This window comes from Selenomonadales bacterium, from assembly GCA_018335585.1.
Lineage (GTDB): Bacteria > Bacillota > UBA994 > UBA994 > UBA994 > UBA994.
Genome location: JAGXRZ010000051.1, coordinates 18,422 through 45,420, shown reverse-complemented (window position 1 = coordinate 45,420; position 26,999 = coordinate 18,422). Strand labels below are relative to the sequence as shown.

The following is a 26,999-nucleotide window of genomic DNA, read 5'->3' as shown; positions in this document are numbered from 1 at the left end:
CCCCGCGCATTCAGCGCGCGCGCGCATGGCTTGAGCAAAGTTCAGCCGTCACGTGGCAGCAAGTAGCGAAGGATGCCAACCTGGCCATGGACGGAACCCGGATGCGCGCTGTGTGGGGCATTATTACCGGCTCTAGGAGTGGCCTCTCTTGAACCAGGGCGATTGGGTACAGCTAAACGACACGGGCGCAATCGGCAAGGTGCTGGAGGTTGAAAAGCTCTGGGGCGAAACTTTGTGCCGCGTCTGGCTTCTTGAGAGTGATACGGTGGTGAGCATTCCCGCGGCGCGCCTTAAGCCGCTAGACGGAGCCAGCGGTATATTGCCGGAGAAGATTGCTTACGTGGCGGCCGCGGCTGCCGGTTCTAGGCGCATTATGCCTTTGTTTCTGGCTGACAACGGCCTAGTCTTTTTGCCGACCGCTAAGTATGTGTGGGATCAGCTCCTAGCCACAACCCTTGAGGTAACCTCACTGCAGAGCCCCCGAGCCACGCAGGCGGCTTTAGCTAGGCTCAACAGCAAGGCTCTAGAACTCGGGCGGCCCATCTATGAAGCGCTCAAGGAGGCGCACTTCGCCCGCCTTGCGCGCGAGCGCCAAAAGGCCGCGTATGCTTTTGCCGCGCGCCAAAAAAGCATTCTGCGCGTCGGCTTGCCCCAGGTTAGAGCTTATCGCCTCAACCTCTTGGCACAAGAAGAGCACGAGTATGCCGCAGAGCTTGCGCAGATGGCGCACATCTATCCCGAACTGGTGCCGCTGCTTATTTTGCGCGTAGGGGGGAGCTAATGCCAAGTGAACTAAGCTGGCGCGAGAAGATACTCAGGGAGTTTACGCCGCACGTCGCGCGGCTGACCCTGGTGGAAGACCCGGACGGGCTACTGTCGGAAGAAGGCGTCCTGGCAGGCATTCGCGAGCGGGGCTTTACACTCCTCCCGTTTGAGGACCACGTTGCCTTCCGCTATGCCTATGAAGCAAAGTTTCGCGTGCGTTGGGATGAGGGCGAGCAGGCAGAGCTCGTCGTTGTGCTACGCTCTTTGGATGGCCAGATGGACGAAACGCTGCCTTTTGACCTGTTGCAGGCAGGCAGGCGGCTGGCCTTTAACCTAGGCGACATCTTTCCGGGCCTGAGTTACCCCGTAGTGGCAGCGCTAGATAGGAGCGACCTCGATGCTTTGTCTCTGGCCTACGCGACAAACGCGCCCGGTGGGCTTAGCGAGAACGCAACCAAGGATTTTGTGCTCCGCCACGTGTATCACGTCGCGCCGGAGCTAATTAGGGAACCGGCAGACCTCCTCAGTATGTTGCTGCGCCGCCACTACTACGGCCGGTGTCTGCCCGCACTTTTAGACGAGCGTTTGGTCACACTATTGCGGCAAAACGCGTGCTTTGGTGAATGGCCGCTAGAGCGCTTGGTGACAAGGCGCGAGGACTTCTTTCGCTTTTTGCAGGAGCGGTGGCCGACGTTTGTCGACAGCGAGCTTGGCGGGCAAGCATCACATGTGCGCGAAGCGGCACAGCATCGCTATACTGTGCCCGGTCCCGCCGACCTTCCTTTTGCACACCACGATGTGCGCGTCTACATCGACAACCTGTTTGCCGAGGGGCTGTTAAGCGCGGTGCAGCGCGACGATGCGGCGCGTTTGCCTAAGACTTGGCTGCACATCGGCATCAAAACAGTGCCGGGCGAGGACCGCTCCCGCCGGCTAGAGAAACTGGTGGCCACACTGCGCTCATCTGTCCCGTCTGGCGCCGCGAAATACACGGAATGGCTACACTTCGCGCGAGGTTGGGCCGAACTCCTGGTACTTGTGCACCAACCGGGTACCGTCGGGGAGGGAGTAGAGCTAGCTGCGGCGCGTGAACTAAAATCGAGCGTGGAGGAGGCCTTTACCGCATGGCTTCTCTGCCGCTACGCCGGGCTTGCTAACCTGCCGCCGGTTCCACCGGTAATGCTGCACCACGTGCCGCGCATGTTGGCCCGCCTAGCCGATGACGAAGGCGTCAAGGTTGCTCTGCTCGTAATAGACGGGCTAGCCATGGACCAATGGCTCATCGTGCAGAGAGCCTTAGCAGCCCGCGTGCCCGAGTTTCGCTTTCGCGAACAGGCGGTCTTTGCCTGGCTGCCAACCTTAACTTCTGTATCGCGCCAAGCAGTTTTTGCGGGCAAGATACCCGGGTTTTTCCCGAGCAGCATCCATACCACCGCCAAAGAACCGGCGCTCTGGCGGCAGTTCTGGGCGGAGCAGGGGTGTGCTGCCGAGCAGGTGGAGTACATAAAGGGATTAGGCGAAGGCAGCTTGGCTGAAGTAGCGGAGAGGCTTTCGCACCCAGAAGTGCGGGTTGTCGGGCTTGTAGTCGACAAAGTCGACAAAATTGCGCATGGCATACAACTTGGCACAGCCGGTCTGCACAACCAAATCGAGCAGTGGGCCAAACAGCCCTATCTAGGCGACCTGATTTGCCTGCTGCTAGAGCGTGGCTTTCGGGTTTACCTCACTTCCGACCACGGCAATACCGAGGCGACAGGCTGCGGCTCGCCCGCAGAAGGCAGCCTAGCAGAACTTAAGGGAGAGCGCGTGCGCGTCTATGCGGACGCATCTCTGCGCAACAAAGTAAAAGACCAGTTCGCAGGCACCATGCCATGGCCGGCCACGGGCTTGCCCGAGAACTTCTTGGCGCTTTTCGCACCTCCCGGCAAGGCCTTTATTGGGCACGGGGAACGCGCGGTTTGCCACGGCGGAAACTCTCTCGCGGAGCTAATCGTCCCGCTCGTCCAGATTGACTTGCCTCTGCCCTGTGCGCTGGCAGGGAAGGGGAGTGCATCATGCTAAGGCTTGGGCAAGTCGGGTTTAGTCAAAGAGTGCGCTTGGAATGGCTCGACAAGACAGCCTACCTAGTGATGGCTGGCAACGATAGAGCTGCGGTTAACGCGGCTCTGCAGGCAATGTTAAGCGACAAGTTGTCCGTAGGCGGGCACGGCAAAGGCGGCAGCCGCGACAAGACGATGGTGATTCTCCGCAAGACGTGGCTAACGGTGCCTAAAGAGCTTGTTTGCCTGCGCGACGAAGGCTTGCAGTTGTTAGCGCGCCTGCCGCGCGAGCGGCACCTTGTCGTCCACTGGGGCATGGTCATGGCGGTTTACCCCTTTTGGGCCGGGATTGCGGCCATAGTAGGTCGCCTGCTGAGGCTACAAGGCAGTGTGGCCGCCGCACACGTGCAACGGCGCGCGCGCGAGCAGTACGGAGAGCGCGAGACAGTGTCTCGCGCGGTGCGTCGCATTTTGCGTTCTTTTCACGATTGGGGCGTGTTGCAGGAAACAGGCGAGAAGGGCGTGTATGCTGCGGGCGCCGTCATCGCGGTAGAAGAGCCCGGGCTTATCGCTTGGCTGACCGAGGCGGCACTACATAGCCGCGCCACTGACTCAGCCCTCCTTAAGGAGGTACTCGGTAGCCCGACACTTTTCCCGCTCCGCCTGGCGACCATCCCGGCCCAAAGCCTAGGTGCTCCCTCGCCCCGGCTCGACATCCTGCGGCAAGGGCTAGACGAGGATGTCGTCGTCCTGCAGCGCTAGGCGAAGCCTCATCTTTTTCCTTTCCTGCGTCGGTTGAACTCCTCATTTGTGATCCCGGCCAGCTCGTGTTTGCGAATTCTGTTCCACAGTCCGCCGTAAATCTCACCATTGCCTTTAGAGCAGCGCACCCTGTCAATAGTGCCGTCGATGCTCACTCTTTCCCAGATTTCGTCTTTAGAGCTCCGCTTGAGAACGAAACCTTCTTGTCGCAGGAAGTCGCGCAGTTCTCTCCAACTAGGCATGTTTAAATAGCGACACCACAGCTGCAAGGTCGCGCTGCGCCACGGCTTTCATCACATAGGGGAAATGTACTCTGCGGTTAGGACTGAAAAAGTACTGGTTGAAGTCTTCTAGGTAATCCTGTGCATAATCAAGCAGGTGCAGGGCCAGCGCAGTGGCCAAATTGGGTAGGCTGTCGGCGTTTGCGCTGAGGCCTACCTCTTCTAAGGTGCCAGAGTAGGAGCCGTCGTGTTCCACGTCATAAGTCAAGGTAAGGGACACGTCCGTGAGTAATGCATTGAGGTGCTCTGCAGACATCGTGATAAACGAATCGCGATGCCGCTTAATAGCTTGTGGGCTTTTTCGGGCAACATCGTCCAGATATGCGCTAAAGTTCTCTCTTACCTCGGTTGCGCTGCGTACGGGCATTACTGACATAGCAATCACTCTCCGCTCTTAGTTTACCATGTTGTACATTACTTACACAACGTACGTAAGCAAAAGGGACGGAGCCTTTTGCTTCACACATTCACCCTCTTGCGCGTTGGCAAGGGGGTCTTAAACGACATGACATATCTTGACAAGCGCTGCAGGAATCGGCCTGTGAGTGGAGAACGTTTCAATAAAGCGAAGTAGCAGTTTAGTAAGACAAGTAGAATCAGTTCACCGGAGGTGTCCCTATGAAAGTCCTAGGTATAAGCGGCTCGTTGCGAAAGAGCGGAAATTCGGAGTGGTTTCTTAAGAAGACCTTACAATTCCTTGAGGAAGAGGGCTTAGAGACAGAACTGGTGAGCCTGCGCGGCAAGACGTTGCTTCCCTGTAGTGGGTGTTACGGCTGCGCCGAGGCCAAGGAGTGCGTGCAGAAGGGCGACGACTTCGCCGAGCTCTTTGACAAAATGCACGCGGCGCAAGGGATTCTTGTCTCTTCGCCTGTTTATTACGCCTCGGCAGTACCGCAGCTGATGTGCCTCTTAGAGCGGGCGGGATTTGCCGGGCGCATGTCGGGCAAGTTCTTTTCCGGCAAGGTAGGTGCGCCCATTACCGTAGCCAGAAGAACAGGGCATACGTTTGCCTTTGCCCAGCTTCTGCTTTGGTACTTCATCAACGACATGATTATCCCCGGCTCTATCTATTGGAATGTGGGCGTGGCCGGAGCAAAAGGGGCTAGGGACGCGGAAAACGACGCCGAGGGGATAAAGATTCTTGAGCATTTCGCCAAGAACATGGCACACGTCATGCGCAAGCTAAAGCAGTAGCGAAGCAACCAAGTTAAGAAGCCTCTCGCATTAATCTATAAGGACGGTGACAGCCTTGTCTAAGATGTTCAAGCACACGCGCTCGCTCTCAGCTCTGCAGTGCGCCTGCCTGCTGGCCTACGTCGCCGTTTTGGTCTTTAACGCGCTGGCTAACACCTTGCCGCTTGGTGGCAGGCAGACGGGGGAGATTTCCGGACTCAACAGGACACTTTTTGAGCCTGCGGGGTTCACGTTTGGCATTTGGGGAGTAATCTACCTGTTTCTTGGCTTCTTTGTTTTGTTTCAGGCAGGGGTTTTAGCCCCCCAAGGGCGGGGGGCAGCGGTAGCGCAAAAAGTGGGTGTGCCCTTTGTGGCGTCTTGCCTAGCTAATATCGTTTGGTTGTTGGCTTGGCACAACAACTTAATCAGCTTGTCGCTTGTCGTTATGCTCGCGCTCCTTGGCACGCTGCTTTGGATATACATGCGACTTAGGGCGATGCCTGCGGTAGATTGGCGCGACACTCTTTTTGTGCGCGCTACCTTTAGCATGTATCTAGGGTGGATTAGCGTCGCGCTCATCGCCAACACCGCCATCACCTTGGTCAGCCGCGGCATGATGGGCTTTGGCATACTGGCTACGTGGCTGACTCTTGCCGTTATCCTTGTGGCGATTGTGCTGGCCATGGCCATGCTCTTGCGCGAGCGCGACCGCGTTTTTGCCGGAGTAGTGGCCTGGGCTTTGCTTGGCATCCTAGCGCGGCACATGAGCGAGTTTAATGGGCAGTACACCGAAATCGTTTGGCTCACCGCCCTTGGCATTGCGCTCCTCGCCGGAACTACCGCTTGGCAGTTAGCGAAGCAGTAGGAAGCAAAAGGGACGGAGCTTTTTGCTTCAAGCAGGGTTTTGCGCACCACCTAGCGAATTGCGGTAAGAGAACACACACGCTAATGCCGAAGGGAGATTGATTACCATGCTTCACAACCAACGTTTGTCACTGCGCGAGATAGACGCGGACTCTGTGCGTGCGATATGCAGGCTCACAGTAGACAAGAGCCAAGAGGATTTTGTCGCGCCTAATGCGGTCTCTATTGCCCAAGCCTACTTCTGCCAGGAGGCCTGGTTTCGGCCATTTATCACGGCGAGACGCCGGTCGGGTTTGTGATGTTGCACCAAGTACCCGAGCGAGGGGAGTACTTCTTGTGGCGCTTTATGATAGACAAAGGGCACCAAAAGAAGGGCTACGGCAAGGAAGCGCTCGGCCTAATCCTTGACCACGTGCGCACGCTGCCGCAGGCGAAGGAGCTAAAGCTAAGCTGTGTGCCGGGTGAAAACGGCCCGGAGGAGTTTTACATTCGGCTAGGCTTTGAGTTTACCGGCGAAATTGACGAGGGAGAGAAAATATACCGCATCGCCTTGTGAGGCTGAAGCAAAAGGGACGTATCTTTTTGCTTCACATGTTCGAATGTCCCCGTGCAGCTACGCACGGGGCTTTCTTATGCTCAGGCCGCACCCGACGTGCAGGATTTTTGCTTGGCATACCGAAATAACACACCAGGGGGTGTACTATGGATTTTCTGCGGCGCCTGCTAAAGGAAGCGCAAGCCTACTGGCCTTATCTATTAATTACTGCTATTGCTGTTGTGGCCCTAACCGGACTTGACCTCATCGCACCGCAACTGGTGCGTCGCATGCTCTACTACGTTGAAACAGAAGGCATGCTTAACATGGAGCGCCTGCGGCCCATTGCCTTGGGGCTTTTGGCCCTCTATGGCCTAAAGATTGTGTTTAGGTTCCTGGCGAGCTACATGTCGCACGTCGGCTCGTGGCGCTTAGTAGCGAACATGCGCACTAAGGTCTATGACCATCTGCAGAAGCTTTCGCTCGGGTTTTTTCAGGACAAGCAAACCGGACAGCTTATGTCTATTACGGTTAACGATGTGGCGACTTTCGAGTCGCTCATAGCGCATGCCATACCCGAGGTCGGCGCTAACATCCTGGTGCTAATTGGGGTCGCGGTCATCCTCTTTAGCATGAACCCTACCCTGGCGGCGCTCACGCTCATTCCCGTGCCGCTCCTTATTCTGGCGACGCGCATCTACGCGCGAAAAGTCCGCCCTAACTTTAGCTTAGCGCAGGCGAAGATTGCAGAGCTAAACGCGGTTATCCAAGACAATCTATCCGGCCTTAAAGAGATACAGATCTTTAACAAGCAGGCGGTTGAACGCAACAATGTAGACGAAAAGTCGCAAGACTATGTGCGGGCTATTCTGGTCGCACTGCGCTTAAACGCAGTTTTTCACCCCACGATTGAGTTCCTCACTTCGCTCGGCACCGTTATCGTCATCTTTTTTGGCGGCGTGCTGGCCATGCAAGGCACCATGCGCGGCAGCGATATAGTTGGGTTTATGCTCTATCTGAATCTCTTCTACCACCCAATTACCGCCATGGCCCGCCTTATGGAAGACATTCAAAGGGCGTTTGCAGGCGGCGAGAGGGTATTTAAGGTGCTAGACACTTTGCCCGACATTAAGGAACACCCCGACGCGACAAAATTAGCTAAGTGCCAAGGGCACATCACCTTTCGGGATGTCTCGTTTGGCTACCAGGACGGTCAAAAGGTGCTAGAGAACATAAGTTTTGAAGCCCAGCCCGGGAAAATGATTGCCCTCGTCGGGCCTACCGGCGTGGGCAAAACATCGATTATTAGCCTGATTGCCCGCTTTTACGACCCGCGGGAAGGGTGCATACTGCTTGACGGGCACGATATTCGCGACCTTACACTTAGCTCCTTGCGCGAGCAAATCTCGGTTGTGCTGCAGGATGTGTTTCTCTTCAATGGCACAATCGCCGCTAACATCGCCTACGGCAAGGAAAACGCCACCCAGGACGACATTTTAAATGCCGCCAAGCTGGCGCAAGCGCACGACTTTATAATGGCCACCAGAGACGGCTATGACACGGCCATCGGTGAGCGTGGCATGCGGCTCTCCGGCGGGCAGAAGCAGCGTCTAGCGATCGCCCGCGCGGTGCTCCGCAATTCGCCTATTCTTATCCTTGACGAGGCCACGGCCGCTGTCGATGTGGAGACGGAAGCACAGATACAGACCGCCATTAACTCGCTCGCCGGCAGCCGCACTATTATCGTCATTGCTCACCGCCTCTCCACCGTAAAGCGGGCCGACACCATCTTGGTATTAGACGAGGGCAAAATCGTGGAGCAGGGGCGTCACGAAGAACTTGCGTCCCGCGGCGGGCTATACAGCCGTCTGTGCAACGTGCAACGGGAGTTTATGAGCCCAGCCAAGCTCTAACCGCGGCAACTGCCGCCATTGTCGCCGCGGGGGCCGGTCCGCCCGCCGCCAGGCGCTTGTCCACACAGGTCTTAAGCTCGATAGCCGCGTAAAGGTCGGCGTCAAACACAGGGCACCACTCACGGTATTGTGCAAGGTCGATGTCGCTAAGGCTTTGGCCCCGCGCAATCGCACCCAGTACTGCTTTACCCACAATCTCGTGCGCTTCCCGGAAGGGAACGCCTTTTTTTGTCAGATAGTCGGCGAGATCGGTAGCATTGGTGTATCCCCCGGCAGCCGCCCCTAGCAGGCGGTCGGACTTGACCGTCATGCCAGCCAGCATGGGAGGGTACACCAGCAGGCAGCCCTTCAGCGTATCCGCGGCGTCAAAAACCGCTTCTTTGTCTTCTTGCATGTCCTTGTTGTACGCGAGCGGCAGCCCTTTCATTTGCGTGAGGACAGCCATAAGGTCGCCGTAAACGCGGCCTGTCTTCCCGCGCACCAGCTCCGCTACGTCCGGGTTCTTTTTCTGCGGCATAATTGAGCTGCCTGTAGTATAGGCATCGTCAAGCTCAATAAAGCCAAACTCCGCGCTTGACCAGAGCACAAGCTCTTCACTCAGACGGCTCAAATGCATCATGATTAGTGCGCCTGCCGCACAAAACTCAATGACGAAGTCGCGGTCGCTAACCGCATCCATGCTGTTAAGCGCCGTCGCCGGAAACTCAAGCAATTCGGCAACCCGCGCGGGCGCTATAGGGTAGGTGCTCGCGGCTAAGGCCCCGGCGCCAAGGGGGCATACGTTAGTGCGCACGAGCGCGTCGCCTAGACGCTCGTAATCGCGCTTAAACATGGCCACATATGCCAGCAGGTGATGCCCTAAGGTTACCGGTTGAGCGCGCTGCAGGTGCGTAAACCCCGGCATAATAATTGCGGCATGCTGCGCGGCTAGGTCGAGCAGGACATTAAGCAGCTCGGTTAACAGCCGGCGAATCTCCCTAGTCTCCTTGCGCAAGTAAAGCCTTAAGTCTAGGGCGACTTGGTCGTTGCGGCTGCGGCCGGTGTGGAGCTTCTTGCCTACCGGCCCGAGCTTAGCGACAAGAAGCTGCTCCACGGCTGTGTGTATGTCCTCGGCCGTTTCGTCTAGTTGCACAGCGCCAGAGTGCAGGTCAGCCAGAATGTCCCGCAGCCCGTTTGCTAGGGCGGAGGCCTCGTCAGGGGAGATAATGCCTTGTTCGCTGAGCATGGTAGCGTGCGCGATACTGCCCGCAATGTCTTCTTGGTACAGCCGCCGGTCGAAGGCTAAGGATGAATGAAAGGCGTCAACCAAGGGGTTGGTGTCCTTGGAAAACCTGCCTCCCCAGAGCTTGCTCATATTAAACCAGCCTTGCGTTTCATTTTGCCGTTAACCACGAGCGGCAGCCCAAAGAGGTTAATAAAGCCTTCGGCGTCCTTTTGGTTGTACACGTTGTCCTCGCCAAAGGTGCACAGCTCTTGGTCATACAGCGAGTAGGGGGAACTTGCGCCGGCCGGCGTGCAGTTGCCCTTGTAGAGCTTAAGGCGTACCGTGCCCGTTACCGTGCGCTGAGTAACATCTACAAAAGCGTCCAGGGCTTCGCGCAAGGGGTGATACCACATGCCGTCATAAACCAGCTCGGCGTAGCGCTGCGCTAAGATGTCTTTGTAGTGCAGGGTAGCGCGATCTAGGCAGAGGTGTTCTAGTTCGCGGTGCGCGGCATACAGCACCGTGCCGCCGGGGGTTTCGTAAACGCCGCGAGATTTCATGCCGACGAGGCGGTTTTCAACTAGGTCAACTATGCCCACAGCGTTAGCGGCGGCAATCGCGTTTAGCTCTGCGAGCAGCTTCACTCCCGGCAGCTCTACGCCGTTAAGGGACACAGGTGTCCCGGCGCGAAAGCCTACTTCCACATAGGTGGGCGCATCCGGAGCAGCTTCGGGGTGGACGGTGTTTAGGAGAACATCTTTATGGGGCTCGCTGCCTGGGTCTTCGAGGCTTCCGCCCTCGTGGCTGAGGTGCCACAGGTTATGATCCAAAGAATAGGGGCGCGCTTTGGTCGCGACAACGGGTATCCCGCGCGCCGCGGCGTAGTCTAAGGCATCCTCGCGCGAGCGGATGCTCCACAAGCGCCAGGGGGCGATTACCTTGAGGTGTGGAGCTAGTGCCTTGATGGTCAGTTCAAATCGCACTTGGTCGTTGCCTTTGCCTGTCGCGCCGTGGGCGACGGCGTCGGCTTCTTCCTCGAGCGCCACTTCCACTAGACTCCTCGCGATAATGGGCCTGGCAAACGAGGTGCCAAGCAGGTACTTGCCCTCGTAAACCGCACCGGCTCGCAGTGTGGGCCAGATGTAACTCTCCACAAGCTCTTCCTGGCACTCTTTTACATACACTTTGGTCGCGCCAGAATTAATGGCTTTTTGCTTGAGCAGCTCCCAGTCCTCTGTTTGACCCACATCAGCCGCCATGGCGATAACTTCGGCGTCATAATTCTCCTTCAGCCAAGGCACAATGACCGAGGTATCGAGCCCTCCTGAATAAGCCAGCACAATTTTCATCCGCAAGCCCTCCTTGGTTGTCATGTGCAATACTATACATAGAACTGCATAGAAATGCAACAGAATTTTTTTGCCTTGTCCTCAGCGTAATGTCTGGCACGATATGTTAGAATGTGCTTAATGGCGACAGCGTTGATTGCGGCGACATGGGAGGGGGGGTAACGGGATGGAGCAAATAGGATTTAGCTCGCGCCGGCTATCCGTCATCGTGTTTGCTTTGTCTTTTGCCTGGCTTCTGGCCTTCCCTTTTGAAGGACAGATACTTTACGCCCTTACGAGCTACCATGGCCTGGCGACAAATCACCTCGTGTTTGGGGCTATGGCCGCCCACTTTGCGGGACTACTAACCGCGGGCTTCATGGTGACGAACATAGGCGCCGCGAAACAGCTCCTGCTCTTTGCTTTTGCCTTTAGTGGCTTGGCTTCGGGTGCGTTCTTCTTCCCGCCCTCGCCTTTTTGGACTATAGCCTTGCTGTCGGCAGCGTTCATGATTGGCGTTAGCGTTGCCGCATGGGGCTTCTACTTTAAGCACGACACGCCTAAGGAAGAGCGCCTAGTAACCATGGCAGATGCACTTATTTCTGCCAACATCCTGATGATTCTGCTCAATTTGAGCGCGGTTCATTTGTCGCCGCACTTTGGGCTTAGCTTGGCAATACTGTCTCTTGTCGCTGCATTTCTTTTTGCACGTTTGCTTCCGATTCCGAGTGGTGATTTGCAGGTAAAGCATAGCTCGGCCGAATCCGACCGCTTACATAACAGCACGCTTGGCCCGCTGACCTTTCTTTGCCTGTTCATACTGGTTATTACGATTAACTCTGGTTTGATGTACCACGTACAAAGGCCTAGCTTTGCCCACCTGGAGTGGCTGACGAGTTGGTACTGGGCCGTGCCTTACATCGTGGCTTTGCTGGTCTTACGGAACTTGCGGCGCAATCAGAACCGCGCTTACAGTCTTTACGTAGCCATTGCTATGATTGGGTTTTCGTTTATCTTCTTTTTGTTGCTTGGCCGCTCGTGGCTAGACTACCTTGTGGTTGACACGTTGATGCTTGGCGCCTGCGGTATGCTCGACTTGTTTTGGGGCACGACCTTAGGGGAGATGCTCGACTTAGGCAAGAACCCCGCTAGAATAATGGGGGCTGGACTTGCGGCGAATGTCCTAGGTGTACTGCTCGGGGGACTACTGGGCGAGCATATTTTTGGCGGTGGTATACAGAGCCAGAACCCAACCCTCTTGGCACTGAGTATTGTCTGTTTGGCATTAGTTCTTTTGCCTCCGCTGCACAATCGCCTTGACGCCCTGCTAAAAAGCCACGCTTTCTTAGCGGCGTTTACCGCACTGCCAGCAGGAGAGCAAGACCGCACGATAGCACAATCGAGGGTGTGGGGTATGTTGACGGAGCGCGAGGGTGAAATAGCCGCGCTGCTAGTTAAAGGCAGCACCTATCGCATGATCGCGGGGGAACTGCATGTAAGCGAAAACACCGTGAAGACTCATGTTAAGAACATCTACTCAAAGATTGGCGTGCAGAGTCGGGCAGAGTTAATGAGCAACTTTATCGAGGCGAAATCGTCGCCTAAATAGCACCCGATTGCGGGCGCACCAATACGCAGGCATGTTTCATGGCCCCTCACCCGAAAAGGTGAGGGGCTTTTGGCGTCGATTCACCTAGCAAGGTGACAGAAAATTCGGCGACTATGGCCTATGCTTTGAGCAAAGGATTAGACACAGAGGTGGTGGTGTCAACTGATTGCGCTTAAGCGAAGGCTCTTAGCCTTCACCGGGTTGTGTGTCGCTTTCGTGCTAGCCTCGTTTGGGTTGTTAGTGCATGGCGGAGGGCACGTATGGTATTTCTTGCTTGTGACTCTCGGTGTGGCCTTCTCTGCAGCTCTCTTGGCAGTGCGGGAATTTGGCCGCGTCAAAGCCGCAGCATTAATAATCGAAAACCAGATCATGCACATACAGCCTGCGGTCATTAAGCGGTCAGAAAGTAGTGAGGCTCACCTAGCTTCCGGCAGCATTGAAGTTTTTGTTTCCGGCTTTGGCATCTTACTTGATTCAACCGTTATCGTGTTTAACCAAGGCGCAGTTCGCCTCCTAGCGGTAGAAATGGGACAGGAGTCTATTCTAATGAAGTACGGCACAGACAACGAGCAGCACTCAATTACGCTGCTTTGTAAGTCGCTTGACGAAGTCGAGTTTGAAGCGGTTTCACGCAAGTTCCGCTACGAAACCGGGATTACACCCAGCAGGGGAGGAATACGCCTTGAGTAAATCGTCGCCTTCTAAGGGCTTACTGATTCCGGCGGTTGCCGGTGTACTGGTAATAGCTGTGGCAGCTTTCATATTTGCAGGCCCCTTCGGTAGCGGACGTGACCCGTATGACCGAGGGGCAAAAGCCCAAGCCGAGGTGCAGACTGGCCAGGACACACAAGTGGGCAGTACCGCTAAGACTGGTTGGCAGCTTAACGTTCCCGACGGCCTTATGGAGCGCGGCACCGGTATAACCCTGCGGGTGCTTTCGGCCGAGGAGACCAAGAGCAAGCAGACATCTGATTTCGTCTTCTATGGGACACCGCTTGAGGTGGCGGGCGAGGGCGTGCACGACATTTGGTTTGCCGAGCCCGTGCAAGTGACAGTGAAAATCCCCGCGCTTAGGCAAAAGGACTTGGCGGCGGAAGAGCTGTTTTTTGCCACGTATGAGGATGGCGCGTGGAGGTTCCTAGTTCCGGACAGTGTCAATGTGGCAGAGGGAACGGCCGTACTTAGGGCAAGTCACTTTAGCTGGCTAGGTTTTGGCAAGCCCTCAGAGGAGGCACAGCTAAGAACTTTTGCTGCTACTTACGCCGCCTCTGAACACAGCCGTCTGCAAAAGAAAGCTAGGCTCAACGGGGCAGTAGGCAGACAGCTCGACGAGCTGCTGCAGTCGCTAGGCGTAACCAGCAGGTCGGCCCGCGACCAGCTCGTTAAAGACGCTGTTGCTTACTTAGAGTCGGCTGCCTACGACGAGCTGCTCGCTCAGGGCAACCCCCTAAAGGACTTTGCACCGGTAGACACACTAGTGCGCATGACCTACTCGGCGCAAGCAGGAGCCGCGGGTGAGCAGGAGTTTAACGACAAGGCTATGGAACTTTACGCGAAGGCGATAGCGTTTAGTGTAGAGAAGAGCGTTAACGCCAATAAGGCCTTCTTTGCGGTAAAGGACGTGCAGACAGGCGCTATCGATAAAACTGCGAAGGCCATCACTGTTTTAGGAGGCCTAGGAACAGCGGCAGGGGCGTTTGCGGGCGGCGATGCTAAGGCTGGTTTTGAGGCCGTGGCCGGCATGCTGACTAGTCTAAGCGGGCCAAAAGTGCAGCTACTGGTGTCGACACTAAACTATGCTAAGGCAGGAATTGAACAAGCTGCGGATGCGGCGCAGGCGTACTGGACGCAAGCCGAGATTGAAGAGGCCTACAAGATGTATCTCGACCAAGAGAGTGGTTTGGCAGGCGATTTTCAAAGCATCTTTGCCTTAAAAGGCAATGCCGAAGCCCTAATGAACATTCGCATAGTCAAGGCGCACTGCGAGAAGTACGGCATTAATGAGGCCGACTTAGGCAGCGCCGCCAGAGAAAAGCTCATCACAGGGGCGTGGAGCGGCCTAAGGCAGTATTTTGAGGAACGCAAGGCTAGTGAACCGGAAATCGCTAAGCTAAGGCAGAGTGAAGAGGCTTTCATCGCTGAGATGAAAAAGCAAGGACTTTTGTCCTACCTTACCCATCAAGCCTACTTCGGCATAGACAAGCGCGGCAGCAACTACGATGTAGAAACTAGGCTGACGCGGCTCTATGCCATCCGCAACGCAGTCCTAAGCTGTATCGACCCCGACAAAAGGGCAGAACTTGACCATGTGCGGTTAGTGCGTGCTATCGGCGTTTGGATAGCACAGTCAGAGAAGAACGACAAGGCGGGTTTCTTTGCGTATCTGCGCGAGACGGGGATGTTTGAAGAAGCGATTAAGGCCGACCCCACCTTCGCTTGGGTGCTGGTAGGCACAGTAAATTACGATGGACAAGAACAGGTGCGTGCGACTAACAAAGGCGGTGTCTACGAAGTTAGCAACAGCTCCGCTCCGGGCAGTTACAGCTGTACGTGGAGGTACCTCGGCAAGACCGATACCTACTACGACCCTGATGTGTTGCATGGCGAAAACAGCACCTCAACAGCTACATTTAGTGTGCCCCCAAGCACTATACGAGCAGGAGAAGTCGTCTCGCTAGACATGAAGCTCTCCTTTGGCTCGCAAAAGCTCTCGTACTTCACGGATAAGGCCACTGCAGGCGCCGACTTTGACAAGTGGGACGTAGACATAGGCTATATAACCGGAGGCGCGATTAGGTTCCGCAACAAAGACGGCAAGACGAGCTTCACCATCGACACATACAAGACGGTAAAGGTGTACTCCGTAAGTGAAACACTCACTGCCGTCGTGCCGGCGGGAAAAGCCGCGGGAGATAAAATTGCGCTACGCACTAGCCTGTCTGCCCGCGTGACACAAGGCACGCGTTACATTTATGAGTGGCAGCAGACAGACTAAAGGGGTAGGGTTGGCGAGGGTGCTTATGTGGCGCATAGTGCTGTCACTGCTTGGCATCGCCTTCATCGTGTATGGAGGCGCCCACTTGGCACTAGGAGTCTTTGGCGAGACTGCTACTGCCGTTGTCACAGGCATTCGTCGTCAGCGGGCGCACTGCTCATTGTTGTCGCTCATCAAATGCAGAAAGGGTGATTCTCGCGTGGCGATAAGTAAATTGACCCCTCGTTTGCCGCAACCTGTGCAGCTGAGTGCGCCTGCCGCGCCGCCATCATTGCGCCGTGCACCTATAGCACAGGAGACATTGCTCTCTTGGCTAAAGGAGATGGCCCGGGCAGGGGTTAGGACATTGCCTTCCATGTACAAGCAGCTGACGATAAAGCTCGGCATTGTTGCCGCCGTCAACTTTATCTTTTGGCCGCTTAAGACCTACACCTTGCCCGACCCTTTAGGCTCGCTGGTGATGTTGATCGTTTTTCTCACTGCTACTTACAACGACGTCATTCCAAAGACTATCTACTGGGTCATTGTTTTCACTTTTGGGACTCGCCTTTTTAAGAAGATACGAACCGACGGCTTAGCAGTTGCGTTGCAGCCCATTCGCCAGCTTGTGCCTGAAGTTAAACAAGCGTACCATGCGCTCGGCGAGCAAGCGCAGGTTCTCTTGTTAACCGGGGGCGGCGTCGGGCTAATCGTTGCTAACTACTTCGCTAGTTACAGTCGCTTCGGCGGTGCGCGCAACAAGTTTGACAAGTACTTTGTAGTGCTGGTGATTTCTTTTGCCGTCAGCTACATCTTGGGGGAAAGTAAGCGAGGTTGGCTGTTTAAGTTCGGCAGGTTAGCTGCTAGCGACCTCGCCCGTGTGCTTAAGCGACCCTTCAGCTACAGCGACGAGTATACCTTCCTCTTGCTGAGCGGCTTTGTCGGCGGGCTACTTCTTGATGCCCCGTTAATCGTCATGCGGCTGATGTATGGGGGGTACATTTTGGGCGCGCTTGCTTTGGTCGGAGCAATTGCGTTGCCGCGCATACGACGGGCGCAGCAACCGTCATGATGACCGTCGTCGATCGAACGCATCGTTATGTTGCGGTATTTAACCCCGAGACAGGCGTCAGCGTGCGCTCTGGCATGATTGACGAACGCGGGCATGACACAGGTAAGGATCCGTTTCAGGCAAGTTTTCCTGAGCTCCTGGACATCGGGATAATGGGGCGGTGCGCCCATGGACAAAGCGGACGGTGCCTGATGTCTGGCGTTGAATGCTACCAAAGCGGCGACGAGAAAAGCCAGCCTAACATGGCGCTAGGTGATTTTGTGCGCATAATCGACGAATGCCGCGGTCGAACTTTTCAGGTGGCGCTTGGCGGACGCGGGGACCCAGACATGCACGACGACTTTCTGGAGATAATCGGCTATGCCCGCAAGCAAGGCGTAGTGCCCAATTTTACGACCTCGGGATTTGCTTTGCGGCAGGAGCTGATGCCGGCGATTAAAGCTAGCTGCGGGGCGGTAGCCGTAAGTTGGTACCGCAGCTCTTACACCCTAGGTGCAATTGAGATGCTTCTCGCGGCAGGCATAAAGACTAACATCCACTACTGCCTAAGCAACGCCACGATTGATGAGGCCATCGAGCGCATGCGATACCATAAATTCCCTGCAGGGATCAACCGCATCATCTTTCTGCTCCATAAGCCGGTGGGCAGGGGCAGCAAGGCAAACGTGCTGAGGAACGACGATTCTCGCGTCAAGGAGTTCTTTTCCTTGTTTGACGACAATGAGTACATCGCCAAAGCAGGCTTTGACAGCTGTAGCGTGCCCGGGCTGCTCGGCTATACCTCGCGGATTTGGCCGGCGTCAATTGAGCCGTGCGAAGCCGGCAGGTTCTCAGCCTACATTTCGCCTGACCTCTCGCTCTACCCGTGTAGTTTTGAACAAGACCCCGCCTATGCCGTGCCCTTGCGAGGGGGAAGCCTAGAAGACGCGTGGAACGGGGAGCAGTTCATGCGGTTTCGCCGCAAGTTTGTAGGCCGCTGTCCCTCCTGCCAGCGTTATGAGATGTGCTTTGGGGGATGCCCAGTTTTGCCCGAAGTGACTTTATGTGACCAGCAGGGTTTGTAAAGGGGGATAGGAATGAAGGTCAAAATTGATTTTGTCACTAACTCATCGAGCGAAAGTTTTGGGATTGTAGCTATCGACACGGTCGCCTCAGTGGTTAGTGCAGGCGGGCTGTTAGTGCTGATTGAGGCGGCTAAGGGTATGCTTTCCGGCAGCCTGCAAGGGTCGGCTTTAAGTGACGCACAGTCCATGGCGCAAGAAATTGCCGCAGGCGCGGAGTCAGAAGCAGATTTTCAGGAAGCGGCGGTAATGGAGGGATACAGCGAGGCGGAGAAAACCATCGACAGCGAAGCTGCACAAATTCAAAAGGAAATTGACGAATACTCCCAGCTGTGGGCAGAGTCAGACAAGACTGCCGACAAAACAGACCCAGGTTACGACAAGCTTAAGCAGCAGTATGAAGCGTACATAAAGCATTTGCAGGACTCTCTTAAGCAAAAGGATTATGAAAAGCACCTCGTTCAGGTGCAAAAGGCCGAGGAGAAGGCAGCAATAGAGGCGAAGGGCGAGTGGATGCGACAACGACAGGTAGATCTCATCGCCGTCAAAGAAGAGAAGGCCCTTCTCATAGCTACGCAAAAGGGGTATGGGTCTGCCGGATACAACGTAGCAGAGATTGAGCGGCGGCTTAAGCAGCTTGACGAGAACGAAAAGCGACTGACGACAACACTTGCCGAGAATGACGCACTCATTGAGTACACAGCGCGCGACAGGGGTAGCGTAGGCCCCGGTGCGGCTTTTGACAAAATGGTGAAGGACTTAGCCAAGCAAAAGGCCGACGCAGAGAAGGCCATGATTTATGCTAACGCAGGCCGTCGCGCTGAAATCGCGGCTAAGATTGCTAAGGCCGAGGCTGAACTTGCACAAGCAATGAAGTCTGCTAACCGCTGGGATTTGGCGACTAAGGCCGCAGAAGGCGTGCAGTTTGGCGCGGATGTAGCCATTGATGCCCTTTCGCACATTACGGGCCCGGCAGGGAAACAGATAAAGCTTGCCTACACGGCGGGCAAGGGCGTAGCCGGGGGTCTCGGTGAAGGCATGGCAGACCCCAAAAATGCAGGCAAGCACATTGCCAAAGGCATTATCGGTGCGGTAACCGAGGTGGCTAAAGACAGGTTTCAGGATGGGCGCCTGACATCTAAAATGAAGAGTGCGCTAGCGGGCATGGCCAACGAAGCGGCTCAGGGCGGCCTTGACGCGAGCATCAAAGGGGAGGGCGTCTTAGAGGGCGCGGTTAAAGGCGTCGGCAAAGGGGCACTAGATGCAGTAACAGAGCATGGGCTAGAGACAGCAATTAAGAAAGCCCCGGCAGCGCTTACCAGTCGCATACCTATGCCCAAAGGTACTAGCGTCGATGTGGGCGACATGTCGGTGTCGCAGATTCTAAATAACAACCCGCTGTCTAAAGGGCTCTTAAAAACTGGCGGGCGGGAGTTTATCTGGTCTAAAGGAAAGGACATGGTTAAAGGTGCTCTTGTTGATGCCACAGGTACCCCTCTAGGGTTTGTCGATAAGGAAGGAGGCTAAATTCATGCCAACAAAGTATAGCATTTCTCCGGGCGGCTTCCGGTGGTTGTCGCAAGCGTTTGACCAAGTTAGCCCAATCTCTCCCCTAGCTGTGCGAGAAGGGGAGGCGCAAGAGGTTGACGAGAGCGTAATTGATGAGCTTAAGGCGCAAGGAATCATTTCGGCCGACGGAACTATAACGGGCGAAGCAGCAGCTGTGCTTAACGTGTTGAAGGAGGCTCGGTCATATTCACGCATTCGCATTCTAGGCGCCATGTCGCAGGTTGACAAGGTAACCTATTTCCACAACAACCTAGCCTGCTCTGTCGACAGCGGGCCTAGTACTTTTGACATCGCCATGCCGCCGAGCACCGCCGACGCGTTGTACGCGCTAGAGGAATTCACCGGAAGCAGTAGGTTAGTGAACGTGGAGTTTGCTGCAAAGCTATCTCTGATGGGCGCACGCGCATTTTTGGCCTTAGTCGACCTGACCCGGGTTCGCGCACTAAAAATACTGGCAGGGGAACCTAACGAACTTGGCTGCACTAAAGGGGAGATTATGGCGCGCGCCGTGAGTCAGCCACAAGGGTATATGGCCTTAGCGCGCAACTTACAGGACTTAGTAGAGCCGTCCCTGCTTGGTGCAGAGCTACCCGTTGCGGCTCTTGATGAACTGCTCGGCAAACGCATGGTGCGGCGAGAGGGAGAACTATTCTTTCTGCAGGGCGAATCCTTGGAGCTTGCGACTAACTTTCTTCTGCCTGAGTACGTGTTTAGCGTAAGTTACGGGCATGTCAATCCGCCGAGGGAAGTAGTGCACGCAGAATGTAACGTAGTCTTCTGCGGGATGCATAACCTGCTCTACATGGAGGCCACAGGCAATGACGAGCTTAACCTAGAAACCATGTCCGGGAGCGCGCTGTTCGGAATGTTGCAGCGTGCACTGGCTGAGGCTCCTGTTCTATCTAGTTGAAGTTGACTTCATTCTCGGCCATGGCATAGAATGAAGACCGAGGGAGGTGAGCTGCATGGAAACGGACGACGGGCCTAGGCCTAGAAGCCATAGTGGTAGTGGCATAAGAGCACCGGGGTCGTTGGTCGAGGCAGCTCGCTTCTGTTGGCATGCCCTGAATTAGGCCTACGCGTTCTCTTGTACCACGCCACCAAACACTGGCCGTGTTTCTGACGACCGGCCGCGACAAATAGTGGAGGTGAGTTTTGTGGAAAAGAGAATCGTTGACACCGTCAATGCATTGATGGCCGACAAGAACTGGGAAGGACTCAGGGCGGCTGTCACTAAGTTGCCTTATCCCGACATTGCCGAAGTGCTGGCAGAGGTTGGGAAGACTGAACGTGTGCTGATTTATCGCATTCTGCCGAGGGAATTAGCAGCAGAAGTGGCGGCCTACCTAGAGCCGGATGACCTGCACTTTCTTATCCAAGAGCTTAGTGACGCGGAGGCAAGGCACCTGATAGCGAGTCTCCGGCCTGATGACCGCACGTTTTTCCTAGGCGAGTTGCCCGGGCAAGTTACGCAGCACATCCTCAACCTGCTAAGCCCCGACGACTTGCGCGAGGCGCGGGAGCTGCTTGGGTATCCTGAGCATTCCGTCGGCAGACTGATGACGCCGGAGTACGTGGCAGTGCGCCCCACGTGGACGGTTGAACAAGTGCTAGGCCACATTCGCCAGCGCGGCAGAGACAGCGAGACAATCAATACGCTATACGTAACCGACGAACGCTGGTACCTCTACGGGGCGGTCGACCTAAAGCACATTATTCTCGCGGCACCGACTGCCCAAGTTAGCGACCTGATGCGGACGCCGGCGATAAGCCTAAACGCTTTTAGCGACCAAGAAATTGCCGTAGCCACCATGCAGAGGCACGACGCCTTTGCCTTGCCGGTAGTTAACACCGACGGCGTGCTGGTGGGCATTGTCACTTTCGACGACATGATGGACGTCGCCCAAACAGAGGCTACCGAGGACTTTCACCGTGCCGCAGCTATCGCTCCTCTCGAAGACGTCTACACGGCGACCGGAATTGTACCGCTAGTGAAGAAGCGCATGGGGTGGCTGCTCGGGCTGATTATCGTGAATCTCATGTCTTCAGGAGTTATTGCGGTTTTCGAGGAGACACTATCGGCCACTATAGCCTTGGCCTTCTTTATGCCGCTCTTAATCGATAGCGGCGGTAACATCGGCTCGCAAGCCGCGACGATGATGATTCGCGGTTTGGTAACCGGAGACCTGACTTTAGGTCGTTGGGCCACAACGCTAGCTAAAGAAGCCGCCGTAGGTGGTCTGCTCGGCTTGCTTATGGGTGGAGCAGCCGCTGTGCTCGGCTTCTACCGCGGAGGGTATGAACTGGCCCTAGTCATAGGGCTAACTATGGTGCTGATGGCGGTCATGTCTAATCTAGTGGGCGCCGCGCTGCCCTTTGTGTTTAAGCGCCTGCGTATCGACCCTGCGGTTGCCAGCGGGCCACTAATTACGACTGTCGCCGATACAGTAGGGCTAGTAATCTACTTTACGATAGCGCGTATGGTGTTAGCGTAGAGGTGTGTCGCTTGTCACTTGTGGCTTGTCGCTTGTGGGACTGTCGTCCGCTGTGAGCAGCGAGCTTTAAGCGGCGAGCTACGAAGTGCAAAGTGCCAAGTGCTAAGTGCTAAGTGCAAAGTGCTGAGTGCCAAGTGCGAAGCGGTGCTCCACTACTAGCCCCCCACATAAAGAAAGGCTCGTCCCTGCGGACGAGCCTTCTTCTGCACTGCGATATTTATTCGGCGTACTTGTCGACTAGGATAGCGATGGCGCCGTCGCCGGTAACGTTAGTAGCGGTACCGAAGCTGTCTTGCGCCATGTAGAGAGCGACCATCAGGCCGAGCGCGGCTTCGTTAAAGCCAAGCATGGTGCCAAGTAGTCCGTAGGCCGCCATAATTGCGCCGCCGGGCACGCCGGGGGCTGCAACCATGATGATGCCTAGCATAAAGATGAACGGAATTACCCCTGCGAAGCTAGGCAACACATAGGCCGGGTTAATAATCATAACCGCCATAGCGCACATAGTAATAGCAATGGTGCTGCCTGAGAGATGAATGGTAGCACAAAGGGGGATAACGAAGCTTGCAATTTCTTTACGGATTGGCAGCTGCCGCGCCTGTTGCAGGGTCACCGGCATGGTGGCCGCGCTAGACATCGTACCTACCGCGGTCAGGTAGGCGGGCAGCATAGACTTAATTGAGCTGAGCACAGGCTTCTTGGTCACAAGCGAGGCATATCCGTACAAAACGAAGATCCAGACCCACTGTACCAAGACAGCTAGCACGAGCACCAAACCAAAGGCGCGCAGGGTGTTAAATACGGTGCCTTCGGCGGCCATTCCGGCAAATATCCCTCCGATGAATAAAGGAATAAGCGGAATAATGACATTGGCGATAAGCTTCTCTATAATGTTTTTCCCTTCACCAAGCAGGCGCGCCATGTTTTGGCTGCCGGTTGCCACCACTCCTAGGCCAAGTACAAAAGCAAGCGCTAAAGCAGACATAACGCCAAAGACAGGGGCGATGGCGAGGGTGAAATATGGGGTGAGCTTGGTTCCGGATGCGAGTTGTCCCGCTACCCCGGCGATCACCGGCTGTAACCCGACAGTGACGAAATAGGCGAGGAAGCCGGAGAGTATGGTCGACATGTAGGCAAAGGCGACTGTGAGCGGTGCAAGCTTGGTGCTCTTGCTGCCTAGTCCGATGACGCCGTCAGCGATAAAGAACACAATGATGAGCGGAATGCTAAAGAAGATAAGCTGACCTACGAGTCCTTGAATGGTAATAAGGATGCGCGTGAGGAAAGCGGGCGCCCAAAGACCTAGCATAATGCCACCGACGATAGCGACGAAAAGACGAGCGATAAGTTTCATGCATTCACGTCCTTCCCATTACTAGATGTGCACAACTGCCATGACACGCTGCAGTTCACATTTCGCCCCCTTAATGCAAAAACTGTGTCATAGTTGGCAGTTGCGTCAATCCAATCAAATATTATAGCCACGGAGCGCAAATGTCAAACAATTGCGCTTGACGTTTGTGGCTTGTGGCATGCATGTTGCTTGTGGCTTGTCGCTTGTCGCTTGTGGGAGTGCGGGCAGCTGTGAGTGATAGGGGAAATCGTGAATCATGAATCGTGAATCGTGAACTGCGGGAGGAGGCTTTCAGCACTCAGCGCTCAGCAGTCAGCTTGCGGAGATTAGGCGTTAGGCTTTAGGCTTTAGGCTTTAGGGCTGTGAGCGGTGAGCAAAAGGGTGGAAAGGTACAAGGTAAAAGGTAAAAGGGGAAAAGGTTCCACTGCGACACGGCTCTACTGAGCACTGAGCACTAGGCACTAAGCACTTCTTGACACCGAACAAACGTTCGTATATCATAAGCCAAAAGTGGAGGTGAAGTTAGTGAGAGTAGAGCGGCAGGTTACGCCGGAGGCCAAAGCGTTGCTGTACGAGGAAGGATACCTGGTAGTGGAGGCAGAGCCGCGGGCTGGCCTCACGTTGTTTCTCTCGCAGCTTGGCGGCGACGTGGCGGACGAGGTTAAAGGCAGCATTGTCTACATTAACGCCGTGCACAACGAAGGCGCCGTGCTAGTGGAGCTAGGTCGCAAGCTAGGGCAGGCGTGGGGGGAAGTTACCCCGCGTTCGCTTTTGGCAGCGTTAGCAAAGCAGGCGCCGCTAGTCGTGTTGCTCGACGGGTTAGAGTGCTTAGCGCAGCGCGAACGCGACGAGTTGTCGGGGTTACTTAAGGCTTTTGCGAGCGAGCGCATGTTCTGCAAAAGCCTCACACAGGTGTTTGTGGTCTTAGGCACACGCGGCAAGTGGGAGGGCGCCAAGCTGACACTTAGCTACTTTACGCGGCAGGAGGTGGCCAAGTTGCTTGCTCGTCCAAGTAACGACCCTGTCGCTTTGGCCCTTTATGCATGGACAGGCGGCTCACCTGAGCTCACGCGCGAGTTAGCGCGCGGCTTGCGCTGTTGCGAGCAAGGCCCACAGGCGGTGTACAAAGCAGTGCAGGAAAGCGCCAAACACGGCCGGCTGCGCCGCATTGTCGGCGCGCGGCCTACGCTCGCAGACTTGCGCCGCCAGGGACTAGCACGCGAACGCCCGGTGCCCGCTGTCAACCTAGCACTAAAGCTCGCAGAGAGCAGTGAGTCCGGGCTAGTGGTGAACAGATGCGCCATGGAAGTGCGCTACGGCGGGCGGTTGCTGCCGTTGTTTCCGCAGGAGATGCGCATCCTGTTTTTGCTCGCGGCTAATCCCGGCCGGGTTTATAGCGCGGCGCAAATCTATGCCGAACTAACAGGGGGACAGGAGCTTTATCTGGGGGAGCGCAGCATTAAGGCGCAGGTTTCGCGCCTAAGGGGTAAGCTGCCGCATGGGCAGACTTGGATTATTACGCGGCGCGGCTTCGGCTATTCCTTCAACCCACAGGCGCCTGTCATGTTGCAGTAAATTACCCAAAAATGTTTTGTATTGCAACCTACCTGCAACCGCGCTAGGGTATACTGCACGCAGGGAGGTGCTTTTATGACTATAGACTGGGACTCAGTTCTCGCGTTTTATCCCGACTATACGGCACAAGGACTAGTGAGTATAGTCATTTACCCTGAGCAGACTGCCACTCTGCCTACTGCGGTTAGTACGCTTGTCCGTCAGGCCTGCCGTCAGTTCGCGCTCGACCCAAAGGCTCTCCGCAACGCGGCGCAGTTTGTCTCGGGCAAGCGCAATCTCGTGCCCTTGCCGCTCGCCCTAGGCTGCACTTTTGCACCCCTAAAAGTACATATACCGTTAGTCAAAGGGGACGCGGCCTACGGCTACTTCCGCATCCAGGCCATCCACAAGTTAGAGGCAAGGGCGGGCGATAGCACGTTAGTGTTAGTAAACGGTGCTGTCGTTCCCATAGTCCTTACCCAGACTGTAGCCCTCGCCCATACGGCGCGCGCGTTGCTCTTTGAGCGGGCGTTTTGGTCGCGCCGTGTCGGCACAAGCTATATCTGCGGCGGCAGGAATCTAGGGGTGTGATGAGGAAATAATGTAAGGGGATTTCTCGTCTTAGGCTGGGTGGTGCGTTGTGTTAGAGATAAAGATTGCTATTGCCAAGACCAACAAGTACTCTGTTTCCGCTAGTGGAGACAGTGTCGAGGTCACCGAGCGACCGCGCGGTGGCCTCTCGGTTGTCCTTGCCGACGCGCAGGGTAGCGGAAAATCTGCGCGCACTAACAGCCGGTTAGTCGTCGCCAAATGTGCCTCGCTTATTAGTGAAGGGGCACGAGATGGGGCAGTAGCGCGCGCCGTACACGACATGTTGTTTGCGCTGCGCGACGGAAAAGTCTCGGCTACGCTAACTATCGTTTCTGCGGATTTAGAGAGCATGAGCCTGGTAATCTCACAAAACGCAGGGCCGCCGGTGTTTCTGCTCCAATCGGACGTTAGTATGACGTTAGACGCGAGTTCGCAGCCTATCGGCGTACACCGCAACATGAAGCCAAATGTGTGCGAAGTGCCACTTGAGCCGAGCCTCGCCGTTCTGGCCATGACGGACGGCATCTACGCGGCGGGGCGAGCGCAAGGCGTTCCGTGGCAAGAAGAAGAGCTGCAGTCCCTACTGCAACTGCACGCCGCTTCCCCGAGCTTTTTGGCGCAGGAGATCTTAGAGGCTTCGCTGCGCAAAGACTCCATGCGAGCGCAAGACGATATGGCGGTGTGTGTGCTGTACGTCGGAGAGCACGCCCGAGACGTCAAGATTCGCACTCTAAACGTTCACCTGCCGTGCTAGACCCGGTTGCGTTGCGCATAGGCGTAGTAGGGAATTGCGTAGCCGGCAAAAGCACGCTGGTAAGTAAGCTCCGCGCTTTGGGGCATAATGCTATCAATATTCCGCAAGAGCATTCCGTATCGCGGCGTTTTTGGCGGCGCATTAAGCCCGATTTCCTGATCTACCTAAGTTGTACGTTGCCGGTAGCCCGCACCCGCCGCCCTATCGAGTGGGGGCAAGAGCGCCTAGATGAGCAGTGGGGCATATTAGCCGAGGCCAAAGAGCATGCTCATCTAGTCGTCGACACAGACCCCTTAACAGCGGACGATGTGGCTGCCCTTGCCGTGCAGTCCATTAACAAGTTCATAAAGGAGCAACGAAGTAATGAAAGAACCGATTACGCTACGTGTCGTGAAGGCTCATCCCCGCGTTCAGACCTACCTTAATTTCGGCAACGACCACCTGGCGGCCATGGGGTTTACGGAACACGGCCTGCGCCACTCTGCTGTGGTAGCCCAAGTCGCGGCGCGCATCTTGCGCGAACTTGGCCATTCCGAGCGGGAGGCAGAACTCGCGGCCATCGCGGGTTGGACGCACGACCTCGGCAATGTTATCAGCCGCCACAACCACGGACAGAGCGCAGCCATGATTGTCATGCAGACACTCGAAGAAATGGGTATGCCTTTTGCCGAGATAGCCGTGGTTACGTCCGCGATTGGCAACCACGAAGAGCAGTACGGTCAGCCGGTGAACGACGTGGCCGCAGCGCTAATCCTCGCAGATAAGACCGACGTGCACCGTTCCCGCGTGCGCAACCGCGACCTAGTAAAATTTGACATTCACGACCGCGTAAACTATGCAGCCGAAAAATCTGAAGTGCTAATTGACAGGGAACAACGTACCATTACCTTACGTCTAAGCATTGATATAGCGATTTGCCCGGTAATGGACTACTTTGAGATTTTCCTGACGCGGATGGTGATGTGCAAGCGTGCGGCCGAGCGTCTAGGCTGCCAGTTTTCGATTGTAGTAAATGAGGCGCGACTTCTTTAGTGTTGACCCATTTATAAGACAGGGGCTATAATTGTTGGGGCAAAGAGAAAGAGAAAGAGACAATGCTAGG

At 55.7% G+C, this 26,999-nt stretch carries 26 protein-coding genes; 21 read left to right on the top strand and 5 right to left on the bottom strand.

Annotated elements, in window-relative coordinates; translation table 11 throughout:
• Positions 1–148 precede the first annotated feature (148 nt).
• The 3 genes from KGZ66_09710 to KGZ66_09700 are packed head-to-tail and all read left to right on the top strand — an operon-like array spanning position 149 to position 3,566.
• Positions 149–781, top strand: a complete 633-nt coding sequence (locus KGZ66_09710) for a hypothetical protein (GenBank protein MBS3985856.1) — start codon at positions 149–151, stop codon at positions 779–781.
• Positions 781–2,826 carry a BREX-3 system phosphatase PglZ gene (pglZ, locus tag KGZ66_09705; GenBank protein MBS3985855.1) on the top strand — a complete coding sequence of 682 codons (2,046 nt, stop codon included), beginning with the start codon at positions 781–783 and terminating at the stop codon, positions 2,824–2,826. Before KGZ66_09710 ends, pglZ begins: the two co-directional genes overlap by 1 nt.
• On the top strand, positions 2,820–3,566 hold the full coding sequence (locus tag KGZ66_09700; GenBank protein MBS3985854.1) for a hypothetical protein: 747 nt from the start codon (positions 2,820–2,822) through the stop codon (positions 3,564–3,566). The genes pglZ and KGZ66_09700 overlap by 7 nt, the downstream gene beginning before the upstream one ends.
• Positions 3,567–3,574: 8 nt before the next feature.
• Here the strand turns inward: KGZ66_09700 and KGZ66_09695 are convergent, their stop codons facing one another.
• Together KGZ66_09695 and KGZ66_09690 are read right to left on the bottom strand one after the other, a co-directional pair.
• Entirely contained in the window at positions 3,575–3,808 is a 234-nt protein-coding gene (locus KGZ66_09695) for a hypothetical protein (GenBank protein MBS3985853.1), read from the bottom strand.
• Positions 3,801–4,223, bottom strand: a complete 423-nt coding sequence (locus KGZ66_09690) for a hypothetical protein (protein ID MBS3985852.1) — start codon at positions 4,221–4,223, stop codon at positions 3,801–3,803. The genes KGZ66_09695 and KGZ66_09690 overlap by 8 nt, the downstream gene beginning before the upstream one ends.
• A 242-nt stretch (positions 4,224–4,465) precedes the next feature.
• Between KGZ66_09690 and KGZ66_09685 the strand changes: the two genes are divergently transcribed.
• The 5 genes from KGZ66_09685 (at position 4,466) to KGZ66_09665 (ending at position 8,332) form a co-directional block, all read left to right on the top strand.
• Entirely contained in the window at positions 4,466–5,041 is a 576-nt protein-coding gene (locus KGZ66_09685; protein ID MBS3985851.1) for a flavodoxin family protein, read from the top strand.
• 55 nt (positions 5,042–5,096) lie between these two features.
• Positions 5,097–5,885: a hypothetical protein gene (locus KGZ66_09680; protein MBS3985850.1), complete on the top strand. Its 789-nt coding sequence runs from the start codon at positions 5,097–5,099 to the stop codon at positions 5,883–5,885.
• Positions 5,886–5,991: 106 nt separating this feature from the next.
• Positions 5,992–6,183 (top strand): hypothetical protein, encoded by a 192-nt coding sequence (locus tag KGZ66_09675; GenBank protein MBS3985849.1) that lies wholly within the window; start codon positions 5,992–5,994, stop codon positions 6,181–6,183.
• A complete protein-coding gene (locus KGZ66_09670; protein MBS3985848.1) occupies positions 6,183–6,440 on the top strand; it encodes a GNAT family N-acetyltransferase in 258 nt (85 codons plus the stop codon). Before KGZ66_09675 ends, KGZ66_09670 begins: the two co-directional genes overlap by 1 nt.
• Positions 6,441–6,586: 146 nt before the next feature.
• The gene (locus KGZ66_09665) at positions 6,587–8,332 is read left to right on the top strand and encodes an ABC transporter ATP-binding protein (GenBank protein MBS3985847.1); all 1,746 of its coding nucleotides are present in this window, start codon (positions 6,587–6,589) and stop codon (positions 8,330–8,332) included.
• On the opposite strand, the gene argH is transcribed toward KGZ66_09665, so the two are convergent.
• Together argH and KGZ66_09655 are read right to left on the bottom strand one after the other, a co-directional pair.
• Complete coding sequence (gene argH, locus KGZ66_09660) at positions 8,310–9,686, bottom strand: argininosuccinate lyase (protein ID MBS3985846.1); 1,377 nt, start codon at positions 9,684–9,686, stop codon at positions 8,310–8,312. The two genes, KGZ66_09665 and argH, sit on opposite strands and share 23 nt — an antisense overlap.
• Entirely contained in the window at positions 9,683–10,909 is a 1,227-nt protein-coding gene (locus KGZ66_09655) for an argininosuccinate synthase (protein MBS3985845.1), read from the bottom strand. The genes argH and KGZ66_09655 overlap by 4 nt, the downstream gene beginning before the upstream one ends.
• 142 nt (positions 10,910–11,051) lie before the next feature.
• On the opposite strand from KGZ66_09655, the gene KGZ66_09650 reads away from it, so the two are divergent.
• From KGZ66_09650 to mgtE, 8 genes are all read left to right on the top strand, one after another.
• Positions 11,052–12,473, top strand: a complete 1,422-nt coding sequence (locus KGZ66_09650) for a hypothetical protein (GenBank protein ID MBS3985844.1) — start codon at positions 11,052–11,054, stop codon at positions 12,471–12,473.
• Positions 12,474–12,689: 216 nt separating this feature from the next.
• Positions 12,690–13,163 (top strand): hypothetical protein, encoded by a 474-nt coding sequence (locus KGZ66_09645; protein MBS3985843.1) that lies wholly within the window; start codon positions 12,690–12,692, stop codon positions 13,161–13,163.
• Entirely contained in the window at positions 13,156–15,468 is a 2,313-nt protein-coding gene (locus KGZ66_09640; GenBank protein ID MBS3985842.1) for a hypothetical protein, read from the top strand. The genes KGZ66_09645 and KGZ66_09640 overlap by 8 nt, the downstream gene beginning before the upstream one ends.
• Positions 15,469–15,493: 25 nt before the next feature.
• Positions 15,494–16,519, top strand: coding sequence for a hypothetical protein (locus tag KGZ66_09635; GenBank protein MBS3985841.1), 1,026 nt, complete (start codon positions 15,494–15,496; stop codon positions 16,517–16,519).
• Positions 16,516–17,583 carry a radical SAM protein gene (locus KGZ66_09630; GenBank protein ID MBS3985840.1) on the top strand — a complete coding sequence of 356 codons (1,068 nt, stop codon included), beginning with the start codon at positions 16,516–16,518 and terminating at the stop codon, positions 17,581–17,583. Before KGZ66_09635 ends, KGZ66_09630 begins: the two co-directional genes overlap by 4 nt.
• Positions 17,584–17,595: 12 nt before the next feature.
• The gene (locus tag KGZ66_09625; protein MBS3985839.1) at positions 17,596–19,107 is read left to right on the top strand and encodes a hypothetical protein; all 1,512 of its coding nucleotides are present in this window, start codon (positions 17,596–17,598) and stop codon (positions 19,105–19,107) included.
• Positions 19,108–19,111: 4 nt separating this feature from the next.
• The gene (locus KGZ66_09620) at positions 19,112–20,059 is read left to right on the top strand and encodes a hypothetical protein (protein MBS3985838.1); all 948 of its coding nucleotides are present in this window, start codon (positions 19,112–19,114) and stop codon (positions 20,057–20,059) included.
• A 247-nt stretch (positions 20,060–20,306) separates the two neighbouring features.
• Complete coding sequence (gene mgtE / locus KGZ66_09615) at positions 20,307–21,644, top strand: magnesium transporter (protein ID MBS3985837.1); 1,338 nt, start codon at positions 20,307–20,309, stop codon at positions 21,642–21,644.
• A gap of 217 nt (positions 21,645–21,861) precedes the next feature.
• On the opposite strand, the gene KGZ66_09610 is transcribed toward mgtE, so the two are convergent.
• Positions 21,862–22,998: a dicarboxylate/amino acid:cation symporter gene (locus KGZ66_09610; protein ID MBS3985836.1), complete on the bottom strand. Its 1,137-nt coding sequence runs from the start codon at positions 22,996–22,998 to the stop codon at positions 21,862–21,864.
• Between the two features lie 525 nt (positions 22,999–23,523).
• On the opposite strand from KGZ66_09610, the gene KGZ66_09605 reads away from it, so the two are divergent.
• From KGZ66_09605 to KGZ66_09585, 5 genes are all read left to right on the top strand, one after another.
• Positions 23,524–24,573: a winged helix-turn-helix transcriptional regulator gene (locus KGZ66_09605; GenBank protein MBS3985835.1), complete on the top strand. Its 1,050-nt coding sequence runs from the start codon at positions 23,524–23,526 to the stop codon at positions 24,571–24,573.
• A gap of 75 nt (positions 24,574–24,648) precedes the next feature.
• Positions 24,649–25,143, top strand: coding sequence for a hypothetical protein (locus KGZ66_09600; GenBank protein ID MBS3985834.1), 495 nt, complete (start codon positions 24,649–24,651; stop codon positions 25,141–25,143).
• A 49-nt stretch (positions 25,144–25,192) separates the two neighbouring features.
• Positions 25,193–25,897 (top strand): serine/threonine-protein phosphatase, encoded by a 705-nt coding sequence (locus tag KGZ66_09595; GenBank protein ID MBS3985833.1) that lies wholly within the window; start codon positions 25,193–25,195, stop codon positions 25,895–25,897.
• Positions 25,891–26,322 (top strand): hypothetical protein, encoded by a 432-nt coding sequence (locus KGZ66_09590; GenBank protein ID MBS3985832.1) that lies wholly within the window; start codon positions 25,891–25,893, stop codon positions 26,320–26,322. The genes KGZ66_09595 and KGZ66_09590 overlap by 7 nt, the downstream gene beginning before the upstream one ends.
• Positions 26,261–26,929, top strand: a complete 669-nt coding sequence (locus KGZ66_09585) for an HD domain-containing protein (protein MBS3985831.1) — start codon at positions 26,261–26,263, stop codon at positions 26,927–26,929. The genes KGZ66_09590 and KGZ66_09585 overlap by 62 nt, the downstream gene beginning before the upstream one ends.
• Positions 26,930–26,999 lie beyond the last annotated feature (70 nt).

Excerpts from the sequence above, each read along its gene's own strand:
- argH (MBS3985846.1), bottom strand. The coding sequence starts at position 9,686 with ATGAGCAAGCTCTGGGGAGGCAGGTTTTCCAAGGACACCAACCCCTTG.
- KGZ66_09630 (MBS3985840.1), top strand. The coding sequence starts at position 16,516 with ATGATGACCGTCGTCGATCGAACGCATCGTTATGTTGCGGTATTTAAC.
- KGZ66_09610 (MBS3985836.1), bottom strand. The coding sequence starts at position 22,998 with ATGAAACTTATCGCTCGTCTTTTCGTCGCTATCGTCGGTGGCATTATG.
- KGZ66_09655 (MBS3985845.1), bottom strand. The coding sequence starts at position 10,909 with ATGACAACCAAGGAGGGCTTGCGGATGAAAATTGTGCTGGCTTATTCA.
- KGZ66_09625 (MBS3985839.1), top strand. The coding sequence starts at position 17,596 with ATGAAGGTCAAAATTGATTTTGTCACTAACTCATCGAGCGAAAGTTTT.
- KGZ66_09585 (MBS3985831.1), top strand. The coding sequence starts at position 26,261 with ATGAAAGAACCGATTACGCTACGTGTCGTGAAGGCTCATCCCCGCGTT.
- KGZ66_09690 (MBS3985852.1), bottom strand. The coding sequence starts at position 4,223 with ATGTCAGTAATGCCCGTACGCAGCGCAACCGAGGTAAGAGAGAACTTT.
- KGZ66_09685 (MBS3985851.1), top strand. The coding sequence starts at position 4,466 with ATGAAAGTCCTAGGTATAAGCGGCTCGTTGCGAAAGAGCGGAAATTCG.
- KGZ66_09635 (MBS3985841.1), top strand. The coding sequence starts at position 15,494 with ATGTGGCGCATAGTGCTGTCACTGCTTGGCATCGCCTTCATCGTGTAT.
- KGZ66_09670 (MBS3985848.1), top strand. The coding sequence starts at position 6,183 with ATGTTGCACCAAGTACCCGAGCGAGGGGAGTACTTCTTGTGGCGCTTT.
- KGZ66_09675 (MBS3985849.1), top strand. The coding sequence starts at position 5,992 with ATGCTTCACAACCAACGTTTGTCACTGCGCGAGATAGACGCGGACTCT.
- KGZ66_09700 (MBS3985854.1), top strand. The coding sequence starts at position 2,820 with ATGCTAAGGCTTGGGCAAGTCGGGTTTAGTCAAAGAGTGCGCTTGGAA.
- KGZ66_09695 (MBS3985853.1), bottom strand. The coding sequence starts at position 3,808 with ATGCCTAGTTGGAGAGAACTGCGCGACTTCCTGCGACAAGAAGGTTTC.
- pglZ (MBS3985855.1), top strand. The coding sequence starts at position 781 with ATGCCAAGTGAACTAAGCTGGCGCGAGAAGATACTCAGGGAGTTTACG.
- KGZ66_09600 (MBS3985834.1), top strand. The coding sequence starts at position 24,649 with ATGACTATAGACTGGGACTCAGTTCTCGCGTTTTATCCCGACTATACG.
- KGZ66_09650 (MBS3985844.1), top strand. The coding sequence starts at position 11,052 with ATGGAGCAAATAGGATTTAGCTCGCGCCGGCTATCCGTCATCGTGTTT.
- KGZ66_09620 (MBS3985838.1), top strand. The coding sequence starts at position 19,112 with ATGCCAACAAAGTATAGCATTTCTCCGGGCGGCTTCCGGTGGTTGTCG.
- KGZ66_09665 (MBS3985847.1), top strand. The coding sequence starts at position 6,587 with ATGGATTTTCTGCGGCGCCTGCTAAAGGAAGCGCAAGCCTACTGGCCT.